Origin of the sequence: Nocardia sp. NBC_01377 (genome assembly GCF_045040005.1) — a bacterium.
GTDB classification, from domain to species: domain Bacteria; phylum Actinomycetota; class Actinomycetes; order Mycobacteriales; family Mycobacteriaceae; genus Nocardia; species Nocardia noduli.
In genome coordinates this window covers 5,027,117-5,044,409 of the sequence record NZ_CP109566.1, presented here as the reverse complement: position 1 = coordinate 5,044,409, position 17,293 = coordinate 5,027,117, and the positions used below count along the sequence as shown (strand labels likewise).

The following is a 17,293-nucleotide window of genomic DNA, read 5'->3' as shown; positions in this document are numbered from 1 at the left end:
ACCGGCCTCACGGCTCCCGTGGCGTCAGCGCGTCGGTCAGGGCGGATACCGCCAGTTCGCGCTGCCACGGTCGCGCTCCGCCGGATTTGAGGAACCCGTCGATCGCGGACGACAGTTCCGACTCGTCGCCGACCTTGTCGTAATCGGGTAGGCCGTCCCAGCACAGCCGCCGCACGAGATCGGGGGAGAGCAGATTCTCGACCGGGATCGCGTGCGTGGTGCTCAGTTCTCCCATCGCGGCGCGGGCCCGGACCAGCCTGGCGGCCGCGGTCGGGTCGCGCCGTTCCCAGCGATTCACCGGGGGCGGGCCGTCGAACGGCTGGGTCAGCGGCGGGAGGTCGCTGTCGGGCATGGTGCGCGCCCGTTCGACCGCGGCGAGCCAGTCGCGGGAGTACCGGCGCTGGCGCGGGCCGCCGAAGACCGGCAAAGTCCGCAACTGCGCGATGGTCTTGGGGTCGGCGGTGGCGGCGGAGACGATCGCCGCGTCGGGCAGAATGCGGGCGGGCGCCACATCCCTCGCCCGCGCCAGCGTGTCGCGCGTGGTCCACAACTCGCGCACGACGGCCAGCTGTCTGGCGCGGCGCAGCGTGTGGATTCCGGAGGTCCGCCGCCAGCGATCGGGTTTGGGAGCCGACGGTTCGGTGATCCGCACATGCTCGAATTCCTGCGCGGCCCAATCGGATTTACCCTGTTCCTCCAGGGCGGCGGCGACCTCGTCGCGTAGTTCGAGCAGTAGTTCGACATCGAGTGCCGCGTAGTTGAGCCATTCGTCGGGTAGCGGTCTGGTCGACCAGTCGGCCGCCCCGTGTCCCTTGCGCAGCGCGCGTCCGAGCAGACGTTCTACCATAGCCGCCAGCCCGACCCGTTCGAAGCCCGCCAGTCGGCCGCCGAGTTCGGTGTCGAACAGCCGCGCCGGGCGCAGCCCGAGTTCGGCCAGTCCGGGCAGATCCTGGTCCGCGGAGTGCAGCACCCATTCCAGGTCGTTGATCGCCTCGGCCAGCGGGCCGAGCGCGTCGGTGACCGGAATCGGGTCGACCAGGAAGGTGCCCGCACCGGCCCGGCGTAACTGGATCAGGTACGCACGCGCCGAGTAGCGGAAACCGGACGCCCGCTCGGCGTCGACCGCGAGTGGTCCGCTACCCGAGGCTATCTTCGCGGCGGCGGCGGCGACCGCGGCCGCCGTGACCAGGACCGGTGGCACACCATCGGCGGGCGCGAGCAGGGGTTCTGCTGTGCTTTCCTCCACGATGTGCCCTTTTTCGGGCTCGTCTGCTACCGGCATAGACCTGCACTTTACGTTGCTGTCAACTGAGGTCGTTGCCCGTGTACGAGTCCGGCCGCAGATGTGTGATACCGGCGGGCGGCAAACCGGCCGAATAGGCGAGCACCTCGCAGAAGGCTTCGACGTGCGGGCGCATATCCGTGGTCACCGCCGTCCACGAGGCCCGTAGCTCCAATTGGTGCGCGCGCGGCGGCCCCGCGATATCGCCGTAGCGCACCGAACTGGTCGAGGTGACGGTGCCGCCGAGCGCGGTGTACGGCTCGGGTCGCGAGTCCAGCGCCTCGACCAGCCAACTCCACGCCACCTCGGGCAGCAACGGGTCGGTGGCGAGCGAGGCGTCGATATCGGCCTGGATATAGGCGACCAGCCGGAACACCCCGTGCCAGGCGTCGTCACCGTCGGGGTCGTGTAGGAGGATCAGCCTGCCGAAGGCATCGCCCTCGGAATCGACCGGAACCACGGGGGTTTCGGGGTGTTTGACCTCGGCGCCGACCGCATAGGAGTACGGGGCGAGGCGTTGCGGCGGCCGGATGGGCGCAAGCTCGATCCGGGGGTGCACAGTTGCGGAGCCCATCGCCTCGACCGCAGCGCGAAACGGAGCTGGTTCGCCATCGGATCCCTCGGTCGGTGCGGCGCCGTCGCGGATGTCGAGCGGTGTCACGGATGCGACGGTAGACCTTGTGCACCCGGCGGGGTCGGAGGCGCGCCGCACGCGGGGCTCTTGCGGCGGCGAGGGGGTTTCGGCGGGCTCCGGTGAGATCGACTCGGATCGTCTCCGCGCGGCGGTGGGCCGACGCCTGTCGGTCCGGTGGCCCGCATACGATGAGCGGTGATGAGCACTCAAACCCGCCGCCGGTTGACCGATGCCCCGTTCCTGGCCGCCGCCACCGGTGGCGAGCCGAGCAGGCGTCCGGTCTGGTTCATGCGGCAAGCCGGACGATCGCTGCCCGAGTATCGCGAGTTGCGCAAGGGCATAGGCATGCTCGAGTCGTGTTTCGATCCGGAGCTGGTGTGTGAGATCACCATGCAGCCGATCCGCAGGCACGGCGTGGACGCGGCGATCCTGTTCTCCGACATCGTGGTTCCGCTCAAGGCCGCCGGGATCGACCTGGACATCGTGCCCGGTGTCGGCCCCGTCATCGCCTCGCCGGTCCGTACCGTCGCCGATGTGAAGGCGTTGCCGCGCCTGCGTCCGGAGGAGGTCGGTGCTGTCACCGACGGGGTGCGGCTGCTCACCGACGCGCTGGGCGACACCCCGCTGATCGGCTTCGCGGGCGCGCCGTTCACCTTGGCGTCCTACCTGGTCGAAGGCGGGCCGAGCAAGAATCACGAGCGCACCAAGGCGATGATGTACGCCGACCCGCAGACCTGGCACGCGCTGCTCGGCGCCCTCACCGACATCACCATCGCCTTCCTCCAGGCCCAGCTCGCCGCGGGCGTCGACGCGGTGCAACTGTTCGACTCGTGGGCCGGCGCGCTCTCGCTGGCCGATTACCGCAATTTCGTCCTTCCGCATTCGGAGCGGGTCTTCGCCGAGATCGCGGACGCGGGTGTGCCGAGGATCCACTTCGGCGTCGGCACCGGCGAACTGCTCGGAGCCATGGGCGAGGCGGGCGCCGACGTCGTCGGTGTCGACTGGCGGGTGCCGCTGACCGATGCCGTGCGCCGCGTCGGCCCGGGAAAGGCGTTGCAGGGCAACCTCGATCCCGCGGTGCTGTTCGCGGGCACCGCCGCGGTCGAGACCGAGGCGAGGCGTATCGCGGCCGAAGCCGACGAGGCGATCACCCTCGGCGCCGCGGGTCACATCTTCAACCTCGGCCACGGCGTGCTGCCCGACACCGACCCCGGGGTGCTCACCGCGCTGGTACAGCTCATCCACGAACTCTGACAGGGGTTACGGTCGTCGTATGAGGATCGCGGTGGTCGGTGGCGGGATCAGCGGATTGGTCGCGGCGTATCGGTTGCGCACGACGGTCGGCGACGATGCCGATATCGTCGTCGTCGAGCGCGGTCGGCGGGTCGGCGGCATCCTGTACACCGGTGAATTGGCCGGGGAGCCCGTCGATCTGGGAGCCGAGGCGTTCGTCGGGCGCAGACCCGAGGTGCCCGCCCTGCTGCGCGAACTCGGACTGGCCGAGCAACTGGTTGTGCCCGCCGGACGCAGGCCGCTGATCTGGTCCGGCGGGTCGGCGCATCCGATGCCGGACGCCACGCTGATGGGCATTCCGTCGACCGCCGAATCCGTGCGCGGACTGGTCGACGACGAGACCGTCGCCATGATCGCCGAGGAACCGCATCGCCCGTTCGCCTGGTATCCCGACGCCGACATCGACGTCTACAGCCTGATCGCGAGCCGTTTCGGCGCGCAGGTGGCCGAACGCAGCGTCGATCCGCTCCTCGGCGGCGTGTACGCGGGGACCTCGCGATCCATCGGCGTCCGCGCGGCCGTGCCGACCCTGGCCGCCGCGCTCGACGCGGGCGCGCCCGACCTGACCGCCGCCGTGGCCGCCGCCATGCCGCCGCCGTCGGACGCCCCGGTGTTCGGCGGTATTCGTGACGGCTACCGCGTACTGCTGCAAGCGCTTTCGGAGCGCTCGCGTGCCCGGATACTCACCGAGACCGCGGTGACGCGACTGGCGAGGTCGACGCGCGGCTGGGTGGTCGACCCGATCGGCGCGGTGGACGCCGTGGTCCTGGCCACCCCCGCGCCCGTCACCGCCCGCCTGCTGCGCACCGTCGCACCCGACGCGGCGGCCGCCGCCGCCGGAATCGAGCTGTCGTCGTCGGTCGTGGTCGCACTGTCACTGCCTGGCGACACAGCCCTGCCCGACAACTCCGGCGTCCTGGTGGCGACCGGAGAACCACTGCGCGCCAAGGCCTTCACCCTGTCCAGCCGCAAATGGCCGCATCTGGGCGCCCGCGAGACCGCCCTGGTCCGCGCGTCGTTCGCCAAATTCGGTGACCCCGCGCCACTGTCGTGGTCCGACGACGAGTTGATCGCCGCCGCCGCCGAGGATCTGGCGACCGTCACCGGGATTCGGATCGACCCACTGGAGGCCGTCGTACAGCGCTGGCCGGGAGGTCTGGCCCAATACGCCCCCGGTCATCTCGACCGCGTCGCCGAGATCGAATCGGGTACAGCCGATCTTGACGGCCTCGCCCTGGCCGGCGCGTACCTGCGCGGAGTCGGCGTCCCCGCCTGCGTCGCCTCGGGCGAACGCGCCGCGCGACGGTTGGCGGCCCGCTTCGCGCCGCAGCGGTAAGCGCCCGCTTCATACCCGGAGAGCGGCGGCGGGGGACTGCGACATCAGGCGGAAGAGTCGCAGAGAGTGTCCCTCGCGGATCGCGTAGTTGTGCCCGAGGAAGGTCGCGCCACCGACCCGACCTGGATCGGACCGAATGCGGCCAAGACGTCGGCGGTGGGGTGGTTCGGGTGTCACCGCATCCGATATCGGCGAGATGTTCGGTACCGTCCGGGTGAGCGAGTCGGGCCACCGCCCGTCCTCCGTCGCTGTCCTCGCCCGGGCTGCCGTGCGGTCCATCGGCCCAGGAGATTGTGGCGCACATCATATCGGGGTCGGCCGAGCGATCATCTCCGCAGCCTGAAAATCCGCACGCGTCGGAGTAATTGAGCACACGGCCGCGCGACAGTGTCCGCGCTGATCAGTGCCGGTACCGTCGGCTTCATGCAGCTCTCCCGGTTCACCGATATCGGCCTCAGGGCCATCATGCGGTTGGCGGTGAGCGACGAGTCCGACGGCAGGGTGACGACGAGACTGATCGCCAGACAGGTCGCCGTCTCCGAACATCATGTGGCGAAAGCGGTGGCCAGGCTGGTCGATCTCGGACTCGTCGAGGCGCAGCGGGGACGCAACGGCGGGCTGTTCATCACCCCCGCCGGTCGTACGGTCTCGGTCGGCGCGCTCATCCGGGAATTGGAGAACGACCGGCCGGTGGTGGTCTGCGAAGGCGATCATCCGTGCCCGCTGGTCGGGGCGTGCCGATTGCGCCGGGTGCTGGCCGACGCCGAGGAAGCGTTCTATCGCGAACTCGACCGGTACACCCTCGCCGATCTCGTCAACGCGCCGACGGCCGGATTGCTGCGTCTGCTCGCCACCCCGTCGTCGCGCGATTCCGCGCCAGGAGAGGACCCACGATGACCATCGCGATCCCCCGCGAAACCGAACCGACAGCCGACGACCTCGACGTCGTACGCGCCACGCTGCCGCTGGTCGCCGCGCATATCGACGAGATCACCGAGGTCTTCTATCGCACGCTCTTCGACAACCATCCGGAATTGATCCGCGAGTTGTTCAACCGGGGCAACCAGGCCGAAGGCACCCAGCCCCGCGCGCTGGCCGCCTCGATCGCGCAGTTCGCGACCCACCTGGTCGATCCGCAGGCACCGCGTCCGTCCGGGATGCTCGGGCGGATCGCGCACAAGCACGCGTCCCTCGGCATCACCGCGGACCAGTACGTCGTCGTCCACGACAATCTCTTCGCCGCCATCGTCGCCGTGCTCGGCGCCGAGGTGGTGACCGAGCGGGTCGCCGCCGCCTGGGACGCCGTGTACTGGTCGATGGCGCACACGCTGATCGCGTTGGAGCGGGGCCTCTACGCGCGATCCGGCGTCGAACCCGGTGCGGTCTTCCGCGAGGTGACGGTCATCTCGCGTGCCGACGACGTCCCGGGCGTCGTGGTATTCACCGTCGAGGCCACCGATGGCTCCATACTGCCGGAATTCCTTCCCGGACAATACTTGTCGGTCGCGGTCCGACTACCCGACGGCGCCCGCCAACTACGCCAGTACAGCCTGGTCGGCACTCCGGGCGACGGTCGTTTCGTCTTCGCGGTGAAACGGGTCGCCGCCTCGGCCGATCGCCCGGCGGGTGAGGTCTCCTCGTGGTTGCACGAGAGGGTCGAGGTAGGCGACACCCTGGAGATCAGCCTGCCCTTCGGCGACCTGACCGTCGACCCCGACGCGACGACACCGCTGGTCCTGGTATCCGCCGGTATCGGTATCACCCCGATGATCGGCATCCTCGAACACCTCGCCGCGCGCACGCCGCGACGGCGGGTGCTCGTCGTCCACGCGGACCGGAACCCGCGGACACATCCGCTCGGTGCGCGGCTGCGCGAACTCTGCGCCCTGATCCCGGACGCGACCCTCGACCTCCGGTACCGCGACGACCACGGTGGCATCGCGCCGCTGGACCTGTCGGTACTCGACCTGCCCGCCGACGCCGATATCTACCTCTGCGGCGCACCGGATTTCCTCGCGACCCTGCGCGCGCAGTTGCATGCCGCCGCGATCCCGGAACACCGGGTGCACATCGAACAGTTCACCCCGACCGATCTGCGCGCGAGCGCCTGCCCGGCCTCGGTCGGGTGATCGGGGTGCGCACGCGTGAACGGCCCGCCCCGACACCGGTTCCACGCCCAGTGGCACGATAGGAATCATGGCGCGACTCGATTACCAGGCACTCAACTCCACCATCCGATACCTGATGTTCTCGGTGTTCCGAGTCAACCCCGGTGTACTCGGCGAGGATCGGGCCAAAGCCGTCGCGGACGCGCGGGCGTTCTTCGACGGCCTCGCCGACGGTGACGTGGTCGTCCGCGGCGTCTACGACATCGCCGGTATGCGCGCCGACGCCGATTTCATGATCTGGACCCACGCCGAGCGCGTGGAGGATCTCCAGGCCGCCTACGCCGATTTCCGTCGCACGACCGAACTCGGCCGCGCCAGCACTCCCGTGTGGAGCAATGTGGCGCTGCACCGTCCCGCCGAATTCAACAAGAGCCACGTCCCGGCCTTCCTCGCGGGCGAGGAGGCGGGCAACTACATCTGCGTGTACCCGTTCGTGCGGTCCTACGAGTGGTACCTGCTGCCCGACGAGCAGCGGCGCAAGATGCTCGCCGATCACGGGAAAGCGGCACGGGGCTACCCGGACGTGCGCGCCAATACGGTGAGTTCGTTCGCGCTCGGCGACTACGAGTGGATCCTCGCCTTCGAAGCGCCGGAACTGCATCGCATCGTCGACCTCATGCGCGATCTGCGCGCCACCGAGGCCCGCTTGCACGTGCGGGAGGAGATCCCCTTCTACACCGGCCCCCGGGTGGAACTGGACAAGCTCATCGCCGCACTGCCCTGATCGCGGCCCGGCGAGCGCATGCCCCGGCAAATCGGGGCATGCGTGCGATTTCGGTGACCAATACGCTGCGCTGAGCGCGCAGCCCGTTCTCACCGCGCTGCGGTGTCCGCGGGGTGCAGCCGCAGTGCGATCGAGTTGATGCAGTAGCGCTTGTCGGTGGGCGTGTTGTACCCCTCGCCCTCGAACACGTGGCCGAGGTGGCTGTGGCAGTCGGCGCACAGCACCTCGACCCGGTGCGTGCCGAGACTGTCGTCGGGGCGCAGGATCACCGCCTCCGATTTCGCCGGGTCGAAGAACGACGGCCAGCCGCAATGCGAATCGAATTTCTCGGTGCTGCGGAACAGTTCGGCCCCGCAGGCGCGACATTCGTACACGCCCTCGGTCTTGGTGTCGGTGTACTCACCGATGAAGGGACGTTCGGTCGCGGCCTGTCGCAGAACCGCGAACTCCTCGGGGTTGAGCTTGACCTTCCACTCCTGGGGCGTCAGCTGGATTCTGGGGGCGGGCAGTGACGTATCGGCGTCGGCACTCATGGCTCCACGCTAATACGTTTCTCCGCAGCGGGTGCCGCCCCGTTGCGCGGCCTCGGCGTCTCCGCCACGGCCGGTTCGGGCGCGGAATCGGGGGTGAGCGCGGTCGCGGCGGACTCCTGATCGCGGGAATCCGGCGCGTCGCGCATCCACGCCGGATCGAGGATCCCGGTGGACAGGCGTCCCTCCCGGCGTGCGGCGAGATAGCGGTCGCCCAGTACGCAGAAGATCACCAGCAGCAGCAGCGTCCAGCCGAAGGTGATGCGCAGGTACTCCAGGTTGCGACCGATGCCCTGCCAGCGATCCGACAGCCATTTGTCGTAGGACATGAATCCGAACACCGCGAGCCAGGCGGGCCAGTTGCGCACCAGCGAATTGCGCAGCACCACCGTCATCAGCAGCGGGAACAGCATCATCGAGTAGTACATCTGGCCCAGTCCGGGCAGGAGGAACCACGCGGTCAGCAGCACGCCCGACGAGGTCGTCACGAAGAACACCTCGTCGTGGCGGTAGTAGCGGTACAGCAGCCACAGCGAGAGGGCGACCAGTACCGCCATGGTCAGACGGATACTCCAGGTCAGCCAGTCGGGCAGCCCGTAGTAGGCCGCATTGCCCGCGATGGCGCTGTTGAAGTAGTCCCTGGTCTCCAGGAGGTAGGGCACGGTCCTGGTGAAGAAATGATCGGTGTCCTTGATCAGCGGCCAGGCGATCGCCGTCGTCACCACGGGCACGCCGATCGCGCCGATGAACACCTTCCACTGCCCCCTCGCGGCGGCGATCAAGATCAACGGGGCGAGTGTGGGTTTCACCGTGATACTCAGACCGAGTACCGCGCCCGCCCACAGATCACGGCGTTTGAGCATCAGGTGGATGAACAGCAGTTCGGCCAGCAGGATGCAGCCGTTGACATTCGCGAAGACCAGCGTGTTGGTGACGGTTTCCGACATGAACATCGCCAGCAGCAGCGCGGGGGCCGCTACCGAATTCACCGTGTACTTGAACAGTCGCAGCAACAGATACCAGGCGAGCAGGATCGCCAGCACGTTGAGCAGGATGAAACACCACCGCGACTTCTCCGGATCGATGATCGCGATCGGCGCGATCAGCAGGGTTCCGCCCGGTGGGTACAGGTAGTGCGGATCGACAGAGTCGAAATTCGCCGTGTACACCGGGAGGCCGTTGAGAAAGGCCTTCGACGCGTTGTACACGGGTGCGTAGTCATCGGTGACGAATCCGTTGACAGCCTTGATGAAGACCCGGTTCAGCACGGTCATGACCGCGATCGGCCACAATGCGAACTTGATCACCTCGGCGGTGGTACGAGCGGTGCGCGGCTCGATCTGTCGAAGTAACACTGGGGCACGGTACACCGGAACCGTGGCGGATAGGTTGCCGGGACCGCTTCGAGCGTGCGAAACGGGGTGATCGGGTCAGGCCGGACACGCCGTCGCGTCGGCGGGCAGCTTCGCGGTTTTCAGATAGTCGAGCAGTGCGCGCTGGGCGCAGCCGGAATGGGTGAAGACCGGATGGCCCCAGCCCTGCCAGGTCACGGTCGCGTGCTGAGCGCCCGCCGCGCCCAGCGCGCCGGTCACCGACGCGGTGCCGCCGTTGCCGACCACCGGATCGGCGATACCGGCCATGACCAGCACGGGGATATTCAGTTTCGTCGGCAGGGGCGGCGCGGCCGAGACCGGCCAGGCCGAGCAGTCCATGAGCGCGACGGCGGCCGCCGCGCCGAAGACCGGATACTTCTGTCCCCAGGTGGTGCGCAGTTCCGTGGCCTTGGACGGGGTCGGGGGTTGCTGGGTGTCGGTACACCGGTTGACGAATTGGCCGTCGCTGGCGGTGGCGGCCGATTCCCGCAGCATCAGCGTCGACAGTGCGCCGCGGTCGCCGCGCCCGGCCGCCGAGAGCGCGTCGGCCAGTTCGGTGACCCGGCTCGCCTGGTCGGCCCGCGGTGCGCCGAGGAATCCGGTGATCGTGGTGAGGAGGGCGTTCGCCGAAATGTCGCCGAGCCCGCCGTTACCCGCTCGCACGACCAGATCGGCGACGGCGGCACGCGGATCGGCGCCGAGCGAACAGCTGAGCCCGACGCACCGCTGCGCGAAACCGCTCAGGGCCGCCTCGGCGCCCTGGAGTCGCTGTTCTTCCTTGGTGACGGCGTCGGTGCCGACGGGTTCGGGGGAGTCGAGGACCAGTTTGGCGAGGTGGTCACCGAATTTGCGGGCATAGCTGAGCGCGACCTTCGCCCCGTTCCCGGAGCCGAGCAGGTCGATGCGCTCCACCTGCCACTGTTTGCGCAACTGTTCGATGTCGTCGGCGGCGTGGGTCGCGTCGAAGGTGCCCTCGTAGGGTTGCAGGAAGTCCCGGCACGCGATGGTGCCGTCCTGGCTGAACTCCGACACCGCCCCCACCTGATCGGCCGCTCCCGGCCCGAACTGTCCGTTGTCGGCCAGCCCGCGCCGGATTTCGGCGGGCAGGCAGTCGATCGGCTGCGAGCTGCCGAGGCCGCGTCGGTCCACCGCGACGATCGGACGGTCGCTCAACAGCGCCGGACCGCCCACCGCGAGACCCGCCAGCGTCGCGGTGGAGGAGCGGTCGGTGCCCGAGGTCAACACGAGCGGCGGCACGTCGGTCGGCGTCTGCGCCAGCCGCGCGCGCATCGCGCCGGTGCGGAAACTGCCGAGGACGCTGCCCGAGGCGTCGATCGGGGTCGAGTATTCGGCGCAATCGAGGACCAGACCCGAGGGCGCGGGACCGAGTCCGAGCAGATTCAGGGTGGGCGCGGTGCAGTCGCGCCAGCTCAGATCGGTTTTGGGGACCTCGGCCATCGGTGGCGGCGCGGCGGCGGCGGACGTCGTCGGGTTACTCGCGACCCCGGGGCGCTCGACCGCGACGTCGGGACGGTCGGACGGGCCAGCACCGCAACCGGCGATCATGATCGAGAGTGCCGATGCCATGACGGCGGCTCGAGTCCAGCGCATGCGCTACAGCCTGCCAGGTTCGGCCCGCTGTTTCACACAGCGGTCGCCGATGTGCCGCCCGGAGACCGCCCGCGTGGTCGTCAGCGCCTGACCCAGCGGGTCAGAATGGTGCCGTCGTCGTCGACCAGTGTGTGCCGGAGTTCCACGGGGCGTCGGAACTCGTGCGCGGACAGTGAGATTCGCCGAGCCGCGCCGCCGACCAACAGGGGAGCGGTGGTGTGGCACAACTCGTCGACCGCGTCGGCCTCCAGCAATTCGCCGAACAGATGCGGACCGCCCTCGCACAACACCCGGTACAGGCCCCGTTCGGCCAGCGCGGCGAGCAGAGCCCGTGGCGTCACCGCGACACCCCCCGCTTCCACCACGTCCGCACCCGCGTCCACCAGTCGTCGCTTACTCTCCGCGGGCGCGGTCGCGGTCGTGATGATCAGCGGTGCGACGGTGGTATCGGTGAACAGACGGCATTCCGGATCGAGGGACGCGCTCGCGGTGACGACGGCGATCGGCGGCGGCGTGCCGTCGCCATGACCGCCGAGACCCTTCGCGCGTAGCGCGCGCCTGCGATCGGCATTGGTCTTGGCGCCGCCGTAGTTCTCGGCCCGCGCCGTGCCCGCGCCGACCAGGACCACGTCGGCGAGGTCGCGCAACAACATGAAGACGGTCTTGTCAGCAGGCGTGCCCAGTCCCGCGGACAGGTCGCCGCTGGTAGCGGCCCCGTCGATGCTGGAGACGAAATTCGCTCGGACCCAGGGGGCGTCGAGTGCGGACGGGTAGGCGTACAGCTCAGCCAGATCGTCGGCGTTCGAGGCTGTGAGCTGGGTCGCATTGTGGATACGCTGCATGAAACAACATCACACCACGTCACTAGGCTTCGTCCATGCAAGAACGTCTCGTCGATCGCCACCCCGAGGTTCCGGCGGATCAACTCGTCGCCCAGATGGTGCCGCCTCCCATGTTCGACGAGGTCAGTTTCGCCTCCTACATTCCGGATCCCGGCGAACCGAGCCAGGCCGCGGCCGTGGGCAAAGCCGAGGAGTTCGCGAAACAGGTCGCCAAAATCCATCACGCGGCGAACAAGAAGAACCTCTTCGGCAAGAAGAAGCAGATCGACGGCGCCGGGCTGTACCTGGACGGCGGCTTCGGCGTCGGCAAGACCCATCTGCTCGCCTCGATCTTCCACAGCGCACCCGCGCCCAGATCCTTCGGCACCTTCGGCGAACTCACCAACCTGGTCGGCGCGCTCGGCTTCAACAACGCCGTCGATCGGCTGGCCGCCAACAGCGTGCTGTGCATCGACGAATTCGAACTCGACGATCCGGGCGACACCATGCTGGTGTCGCGGTTGCTGACCGAACTGTCCGCGCGCGGGGTCTCGATCGCGGCCACCTCCAACACCCTGCCCGGCCAGCTGGGCGAAGGCCGTTTCGCCGCACAGGACTTCATGCGCGAGATCAAGAAACTCGGCGCGATCTTCGCCGCCGTGCGCGTCGACGGCCCCGACTACCGCCACCGCGATCTGCCGCCCGCCCCCGAGCCGACCTCGTTCGAACTGCTGGCCGAACGGGCCTCGGCCACACCGGGGTCCACCCTCGACGATTTCGACGCGCTGCTCAAACATCTGAGCACCCTGCACCCGTCGAAGTTCGGCGCGCTGATCTCCGGGGTGTCGGCGGTGTACATCGACGGGGTGCATCCGGTCGATGATCAGGCCGTCGCGTTGCGCGTCGTCGTGCTGGCGGACCGGCTCTACGACGCCAGCGTCCCGGTCACCGTGTCCGGCGCCAAACTGGATCAGATCTTCTCCCAGGAGATGCTCGACGGCGGATACCGCAAGAAGTACCTGCGCGCCATCTCACGCCTGCTCGCGCTCTCGCGCTTCGAGGCCGCCACCGCGTGACCTCGGGGCCGATGTCATGATCGGAAGTACCGGGGGACGACGAAGGGAGCCAACCACCGTGGCCGAACATCACCTCATCCGCGCGTCCGTCGCCGCTGCCGCCGGACTCGCGCTCGCATTCGGTCCCGTGGTCGCCATCGCCCCCGCCGCGACGGCCGCGCCTGCCTCCGACACGGCCTTCGACCGGGCCCTCGGCCTCACCGGCGTGCAGAACGCGCGTGACGCGGGCGGTTACCGCACCACCGACGGCAAATGGGTGCGCACCGGCCTGGTCTATCGCACCGGCCAGCTGAACAACGCCACCCCCGCCGACCTCGCGGTGCTCTCCGACCGCGACCTGCGGGTCGTCGCCGATCTGCGCACCGGATTCGAGCGCGCCGCCGGACCGGATCGCGTGCCCGCGGGCGTCACCGAACACTGGGACGACGTCATCGGCCAGGCCCCGCCGCAGACCTTGATCACCACCCTGACCGGCGGCGGCGACCTGTACGGCGCCTTCATCACCGCGCCGGGCGCCAACGCGGCGTTCGCCTCGGTGCTGCGCGACATCATCGACACCCGCGACGGCGCCGTGCTCTACCACTGCACCGCGGGCAAGGATCGCACCGGCTGGACCTCGGCGGTATTGCTGACCATCCTCGGCGTCGACCGCGACACCGTGCGCCAGGACTACCTGCTGTCCAACGAGTACCGCGGCGCCGACGAATCCGATCCGCTCAACGGTGTGCAGCCCGCCTGGCTCGACGCGGCCTTCGAGCAGGTGAACCAGACCTACGGCGGTTTCGACAGCTACGTCCGCGACGGCCTGAAACTCACCGATGCCGACGTCGCCGCTCTGAAAGCCAAGATGCTGGCCTGATCCGGATACCGGACACGGTCGCGGGCCTCAGAAGATCAGGCGCATCACGTAATCGTCGTGGAATTGATTGCCGACCGGGAAGGTCTTGGTCGCGATACGTTCGAATCCGTGCTTGGCGTAGAAACGCTGGGCACGGACGTTCTCCTGGTTGACGCCCAGCCACACGCCTTTCGCGCCGTCCTCGCGGGCCCGATCGAGGGCGGCCTCGATCAGAGCCGTGGCGACACCGCTGCCGTGGTGGCCGGGGAGCACGTACAGCTTCGAGATCTCGACCGTCGGGCGCAGATCCACCGCCTTCGCGACATCGGGGTCCTCCGGATCGTCCGCGTGCAGCATCGCGTAGCCGACGATGACACCGTCCGCGACGGCCTTGAGCACGGTCCGCGTCGGGTCGGTCAGGTATTCGCCGAAACGTTCCCCCGACAGCACCTCATCGAGGAAGATCTCGATGTCGTCCGGTGTGGTTCCGGGTGGGCACGCGAGCGGAAAAGTCGCGGCGGCAACGTCACTGAGGGCTTCGGCGTCCCACAGTCCGGCCCGGTCGACGGTGACGGAGGTCTTGCTCATGTGTCCAGTACAGCATGTCCGCGCGTCGATCCGGGACAGCTGCCCGGTTCGGCTCGGGACTGGAAGGTCTTGGTCAGCAAGAGCAACGCCGCCGCGCAGATCAGCGGTACCACGAAGCCGACCCGGTAGGTCAGCGCCGCGGTGATACCGCCGGCGACCAGCCCGGCGACCAGGGTTCCCGCGTAGTTGAACAGATTGAGCCGCGCGACGATCGCGTCGAGCGCCGTGCCGCTCGCGAGCCGTCCCGCCTCGCTGAAACACAGCGGGGCGACGACGCCGATACCGAATCCGGCGACCAGGAATCCCGCGATCGCGAGCACCGGGCCGGGCGCGGCCACCACCACCGCCATACCGCTCACCCCGAGGACGGCCACCCAGCGCACCACGCGCCGAGGCCCGAGACGGCGCACCCAGATATCGCCGGTGAGCCTGGCCAGCAGCGACGCGCCCTGATACGCGGCCAGCGCCAACGCCGCGGTGGCCGAACTCGCGAGCAGTTCGTCGGTCAGATACAGCGCGGACCAACTGCCGACGGTGAGGTCGATCGCGAACACCAGCGCGACGGCGAGTCCGAGCGTGAGAAACGTGCGCGAGGAGACAGTTCCCGCGTCGGCGGCCTGCCCTGCGGCCGCGCGCGTTTCGGCGGGCGCGGCCTCGGCCGCGGCGCGTCCGAGCAGACGCGGCCCGACGACCAGCCCGACCACCAGCACCAGCGCCGCCGCGAGGAGCAGCGACACCCGCAGCGTGACCTCCAGTGCCTCGGTCGCGGCGACGAACAGCGCGCCGCCGATCGATCCGGCGCTCCACGCGGCGTAGAACGACGCGAGGATGAAGGTGCCGTAACCGTGCTGGATGAATACCGCCTGCATATTCGTGCTCGCGTCGGCGACGCCGAGCGCGATGCCGTAGCAACCGAGCGTCGCGAGCAGTGCCGCGGTATTCGGCGCGAACGCGATGGCGCAGCCGGTCACCGTGATCAGCGCCAGCCCGAGGCGCAGCGCGGTCCGGCTCGACCAACGTGCCGCGAATTTCTCGGCGGCCAGGCTGCCGCCGCCCGCGAGCTGCGAGGCCAACAGCACGCCCGCGGCGATGGTCCCGTCCGACAGCCCGAACTTCTCCTGCTGCTGGGGCAGGTGGCTGAGCACCACGGCGAAGAAGAACCCCTGCATCCCGAAGGCGAAGGAGTCCGCGATCCGGGCTCGGCGCAGGTCGGGTGCGATCGAACTCATCAAAGGAGGGTAGCGGCGGGCCTACCGCCACGCGATCGGACGCGGGTGCGCAACATCACGATGGTCCTCGCGGGCCGGGCTCGCTCGGTGGTCACACCGCCCGATCGGCGGCTGTTCACCGGGCTCGACGCCGCCGGATTCGAGCAAATCAGGCACGCGGGCTTTGCCGTCGCCTGCGGGCGGGTAATCTCGGTGCCCATGACGAGCGGGAACCGCATCGCGATCGTAGGTGCGGGTATTGCGGGCCTGGCCTACGCGAAGGTCTTGAGTCGGGAAGGTTTTCCGATCGAGGTGTTCGACAAGGCACCCGATGTAGGCGGCGTGTGGAGTGCCACACGCCGCTATCCGGGTCTGCGGGCCCAGAACACCAAGCGCACCTACCGTTACTCGGATTTCCCGATGCCCGAGGACTATCCGGACGTACCCGACGGCGCGCAGATGCAGGCCTACCTGGAGGGCTACGTCCACCACTTCGGTCTCGGTGACAGCCTCCGCCTCGGCACCGAGGTCGTCGCCGCCGATCCGGTGGACAGCGGCTGGTTGCTCGAGATCCGCGACCACACCGGTATCCATCGCGCGTCCTGCGACCACCTGGTCGTCGCCAACGGCGTGTTCAGTGAGCCATCGATCCCCGATTTCCGGGGCGACGACCTGTACCAGGTCGGTGGCGGTCAACTGTTGCACACCTCGCAGTTCCACGATCTCGAATCCGTGCGAGGCAAGACCGTGCTGGTCGTCGGCTACGGCAAATCCGCCTGCGACGTGGCCGAGGCCGTGAGCCACGTGGCGGCATCGACCAGGGTCGTGGCCCGCCGGTTGATGTGGAAGATGCCGCGCAAACCCGGACTCGGCCTGGATTACGAGCGTCTGTCGCTGACCAGGTTGGGGGAGGCGCACTTCCGCTACCACCGCCTGAACCGTTTCGAACGCTTCCTACACGGCAAAGGCCGTTCGTTCCGCGACAGCAATTTCGACGTCATGCGTGAACTGGCGACGAAGAAGATGCTGCTGCGCGAACTCGACCTGGTCCCGTCGGGGCGGTTCGAGGAGATCGCGCAGAGCACCGTCGGCCTCACCACCGAGGGGTTCTACGAACAGGTCCGCGACGGGCGGATCATCGTGCACCGCGACACCACCGTCACCGAGATGCTCAGCACCAAGGCCGGGCCCGCGGTCGACCTGTCCGACGGACAGCGCGTGCAGGCCGATGTCGTGCTGTGCGCGACGGGTTTCCAGCAGCGCGTGCCCTTCCTCACCCCCTACGTGCAGCGCAGGCTCACCGACGAGGACGGCAATTTCCGTCTCCATCGCCACATCCTGCCGGTGGAGGTGCCGAATCTGAGTTTCGCGGGCTACAACTCCTCGGTCCTGAGCCAGCTGAACGCCGAGGTCGCGGCGCACTGGACCGCCGCACTGTTGCAGGGGCGACTGACGCTGCCCACGCACGAGGACATGATCGCCGAGGTCGACGAGCGACTGCGGTGGATGGACGCGGGCACCGGCGGCCATCACGCCCACGGCACCGCGATCACCCCGTTCGCCCTGCACGACATCGACGAACTGCTGCGCGACCTGAAGTACCGACTACCGCTGCGAACGCGGCTGGCGCAGTGGGTCCGTCCCGTCAAGCCCGCGTCCTACCGCGGTCTCGGCGCGAAGAGCCACGCCGCGCCGTCGGGGCCGGCGACGGTCGAACCGCAGCGGGAACCACAGCGGAGCCGCGCCGACCTGAGCTGACCGACGCCGTGGTGCGTCGGGATCGAGCGTCGGAATGCTGGTCGGCGATTCGG

Annotated in this window: 16 protein-coding genes; 8 read left to right on the top strand and 8 right to left on the bottom strand. The window is 68.8% G+C overall.

Features of this window, described 5'->3' with window-relative positions; all coding sequences use genetic code 11:
• Positions 1–7 precede the first annotated feature (7 nt).
• Together OG225_RS23120 and OG225_RS23115 are read right to left on the bottom strand one after the other, a co-directional pair.
• Positions 8–1,282, bottom strand: coding sequence for an HRDC domain-containing protein (locus tag OG225_RS23120; RefSeq protein ID WP_405177232.1), 1,275 nt, complete (start codon positions 1,280–1,282; stop codon positions 8–10).
• 22 nt (positions 1,283–1,304) lie between these two features.
• On the bottom strand, positions 1,305–1,943 hold the full coding sequence (locus tag OG225_RS23115) for a DUF3000 domain-containing protein (RefSeq protein WP_308165143.1): 639 nt from the start codon (positions 1,941–1,943) through the stop codon (positions 1,305–1,307).
• A gap of 171 nt (positions 1,944–2,114) precedes the next feature.
• On the opposite strand from OG225_RS23115, the gene hemE reads away from it, so the two are divergent.
• The 5 genes from hemE to hemQ all read left to right on the top strand — a co-directional run bounded on the left by hemE (position 2,115) and on the right by hemQ (position 7,437).
• Positions 2,115–3,170: a uroporphyrinogen decarboxylase gene (hemE, locus tag OG225_RS23110; RefSeq protein WP_216907107.1), complete on the top strand. Its 1,056-nt coding sequence runs from the start codon at positions 2,115–2,117 to the stop codon at positions 3,168–3,170.
• A 19-nt stretch (positions 3,171–3,189) separates the two neighbouring features.
• Complete coding sequence (locus OG225_RS23105; RefSeq protein ID WP_405177231.1) at positions 3,190–4,545, top strand: protoporphyrinogen oxidase; 1,356 nt, start codon at positions 3,190–3,192, stop codon at positions 4,543–4,545.
• Between the two features lie 423 nt (positions 4,546–4,968).
• Positions 4,969–5,442 carry an RrF2 family transcriptional regulator gene (locus OG225_RS23100; protein ID WP_405177230.1) on the top strand — a complete coding sequence of 158 codons (474 nt, stop codon included), beginning with the start codon at positions 4,969–4,971 and terminating at the stop codon, positions 5,440–5,442.
• Positions 5,439–6,674 carry a globin domain-containing protein gene (locus tag OG225_RS23095; RefSeq protein WP_405177229.1) on the top strand — a complete coding sequence of 412 codons (1,236 nt, stop codon included), beginning with the start codon at positions 5,439–5,441 and terminating at the stop codon, positions 6,672–6,674. Before OG225_RS23100 ends, OG225_RS23095 begins: the two co-directional genes overlap by 4 nt.
• Positions 6,675–6,741: 67 nt before the next feature.
• Positions 6,742–7,437 (top strand): hydrogen peroxide-dependent heme synthase, encoded by a 696-nt coding sequence (gene hemQ, locus OG225_RS23090; protein WP_405177228.1) that lies wholly within the window; start codon positions 6,742–6,744, stop codon positions 7,435–7,437.
• 89 nt (positions 7,438–7,526) lie between these two features.
• On the opposite strand, the gene msrB is transcribed toward hemQ, so the two are convergent.
• The 4 genes from msrB to OG225_RS23070 form a co-directional block, all read right to left on the bottom strand.
• A complete protein-coding gene (gene msrB / locus OG225_RS23085) occupies positions 7,527–7,970 on the bottom strand; it encodes a peptide-methionine (R)-S-oxide reductase MsrB (protein WP_216907101.1) in 444 nt (147 codons plus the stop codon).
• Complete coding sequence (locus OG225_RS23080) at positions 7,967–9,337, bottom strand: glycosyltransferase family 87 protein (RefSeq protein ID WP_405177227.1); 1,371 nt, start codon at positions 9,335–9,337, stop codon at positions 7,967–7,969. The genes msrB and OG225_RS23080 overlap by 4 nt, the downstream gene beginning before the upstream one ends.
• A gap of 60 nt (positions 9,338–9,397) precedes the next feature.
• Positions 9,398–10,951 carry an alpha/beta hydrolase gene (locus OG225_RS23075; RefSeq protein ID WP_405177226.1) on the bottom strand — a complete coding sequence of 518 codons (1,554 nt, stop codon included), beginning with the start codon at positions 10,949–10,951 and terminating at the stop codon, positions 9,398–9,400.
• 80 nt (positions 10,952–11,031) lie between these two features.
• Positions 11,032–11,793 (bottom strand): pyrimidine reductase family protein, encoded by a 762-nt coding sequence (locus tag OG225_RS23070; protein ID WP_405177225.1) that lies wholly within the window; start codon positions 11,791–11,793, stop codon positions 11,032–11,034.
• Between the two features lie 35 nt (positions 11,794–11,828).
• Between OG225_RS23070 and zapE the strand changes: the two genes are divergently transcribed.
• Positions 11,829–12,848: a cell division protein ZapE gene (zapE, locus tag OG225_RS23065; protein WP_405177224.1), complete on the top strand. Its 1,020-nt coding sequence runs from the start codon at positions 11,829–11,831 to the stop codon at positions 12,846–12,848.
• Between the two features lie 58 nt (positions 12,849–12,906).
• Positions 12,907–13,707: a tyrosine-protein phosphatase gene (locus OG225_RS23060; RefSeq protein WP_405177223.1), complete on the top strand. Its 801-nt coding sequence runs from the start codon at positions 12,907–12,909 to the stop codon at positions 13,705–13,707.
• Between the two features lie 27 nt (positions 13,708–13,734).
• Here the strand turns inward: OG225_RS23060 and OG225_RS23055 are convergent, their stop codons facing one another.
• Together OG225_RS23055 and OG225_RS23050 are read right to left on the bottom strand one after the other, a co-directional pair.
• A complete protein-coding gene (locus OG225_RS23055) occupies positions 13,735–14,274 on the bottom strand; it encodes a GNAT family N-acetyltransferase (RefSeq protein WP_405177222.1) in 540 nt (179 codons plus the stop codon).
• Positions 14,271–15,503 carry an MFS transporter gene (locus OG225_RS23050; protein ID WP_405177221.1) on the bottom strand — a complete coding sequence of 411 codons (1,233 nt, stop codon included), beginning with the start codon at positions 15,501–15,503 and terminating at the stop codon, positions 14,271–14,273. Before OG225_RS23050 ends, OG225_RS23055 begins: the two co-directional genes overlap by 4 nt.
• Positions 15,504–15,548: 45 nt before the next feature.
• Between OG225_RS23050 and OG225_RS23045 the strand changes: the two genes are divergently transcribed.
• Positions 15,549–17,240: a flavin-containing monooxygenase gene (locus OG225_RS23045; RefSeq protein ID WP_405177220.1), complete on the top strand. Its 1,692-nt coding sequence runs from the start codon at positions 15,549–15,551 to the stop codon at positions 17,238–17,240.
• The last annotated feature ends 53 nt before the right edge of the window (positions 17,241–17,293 follow it).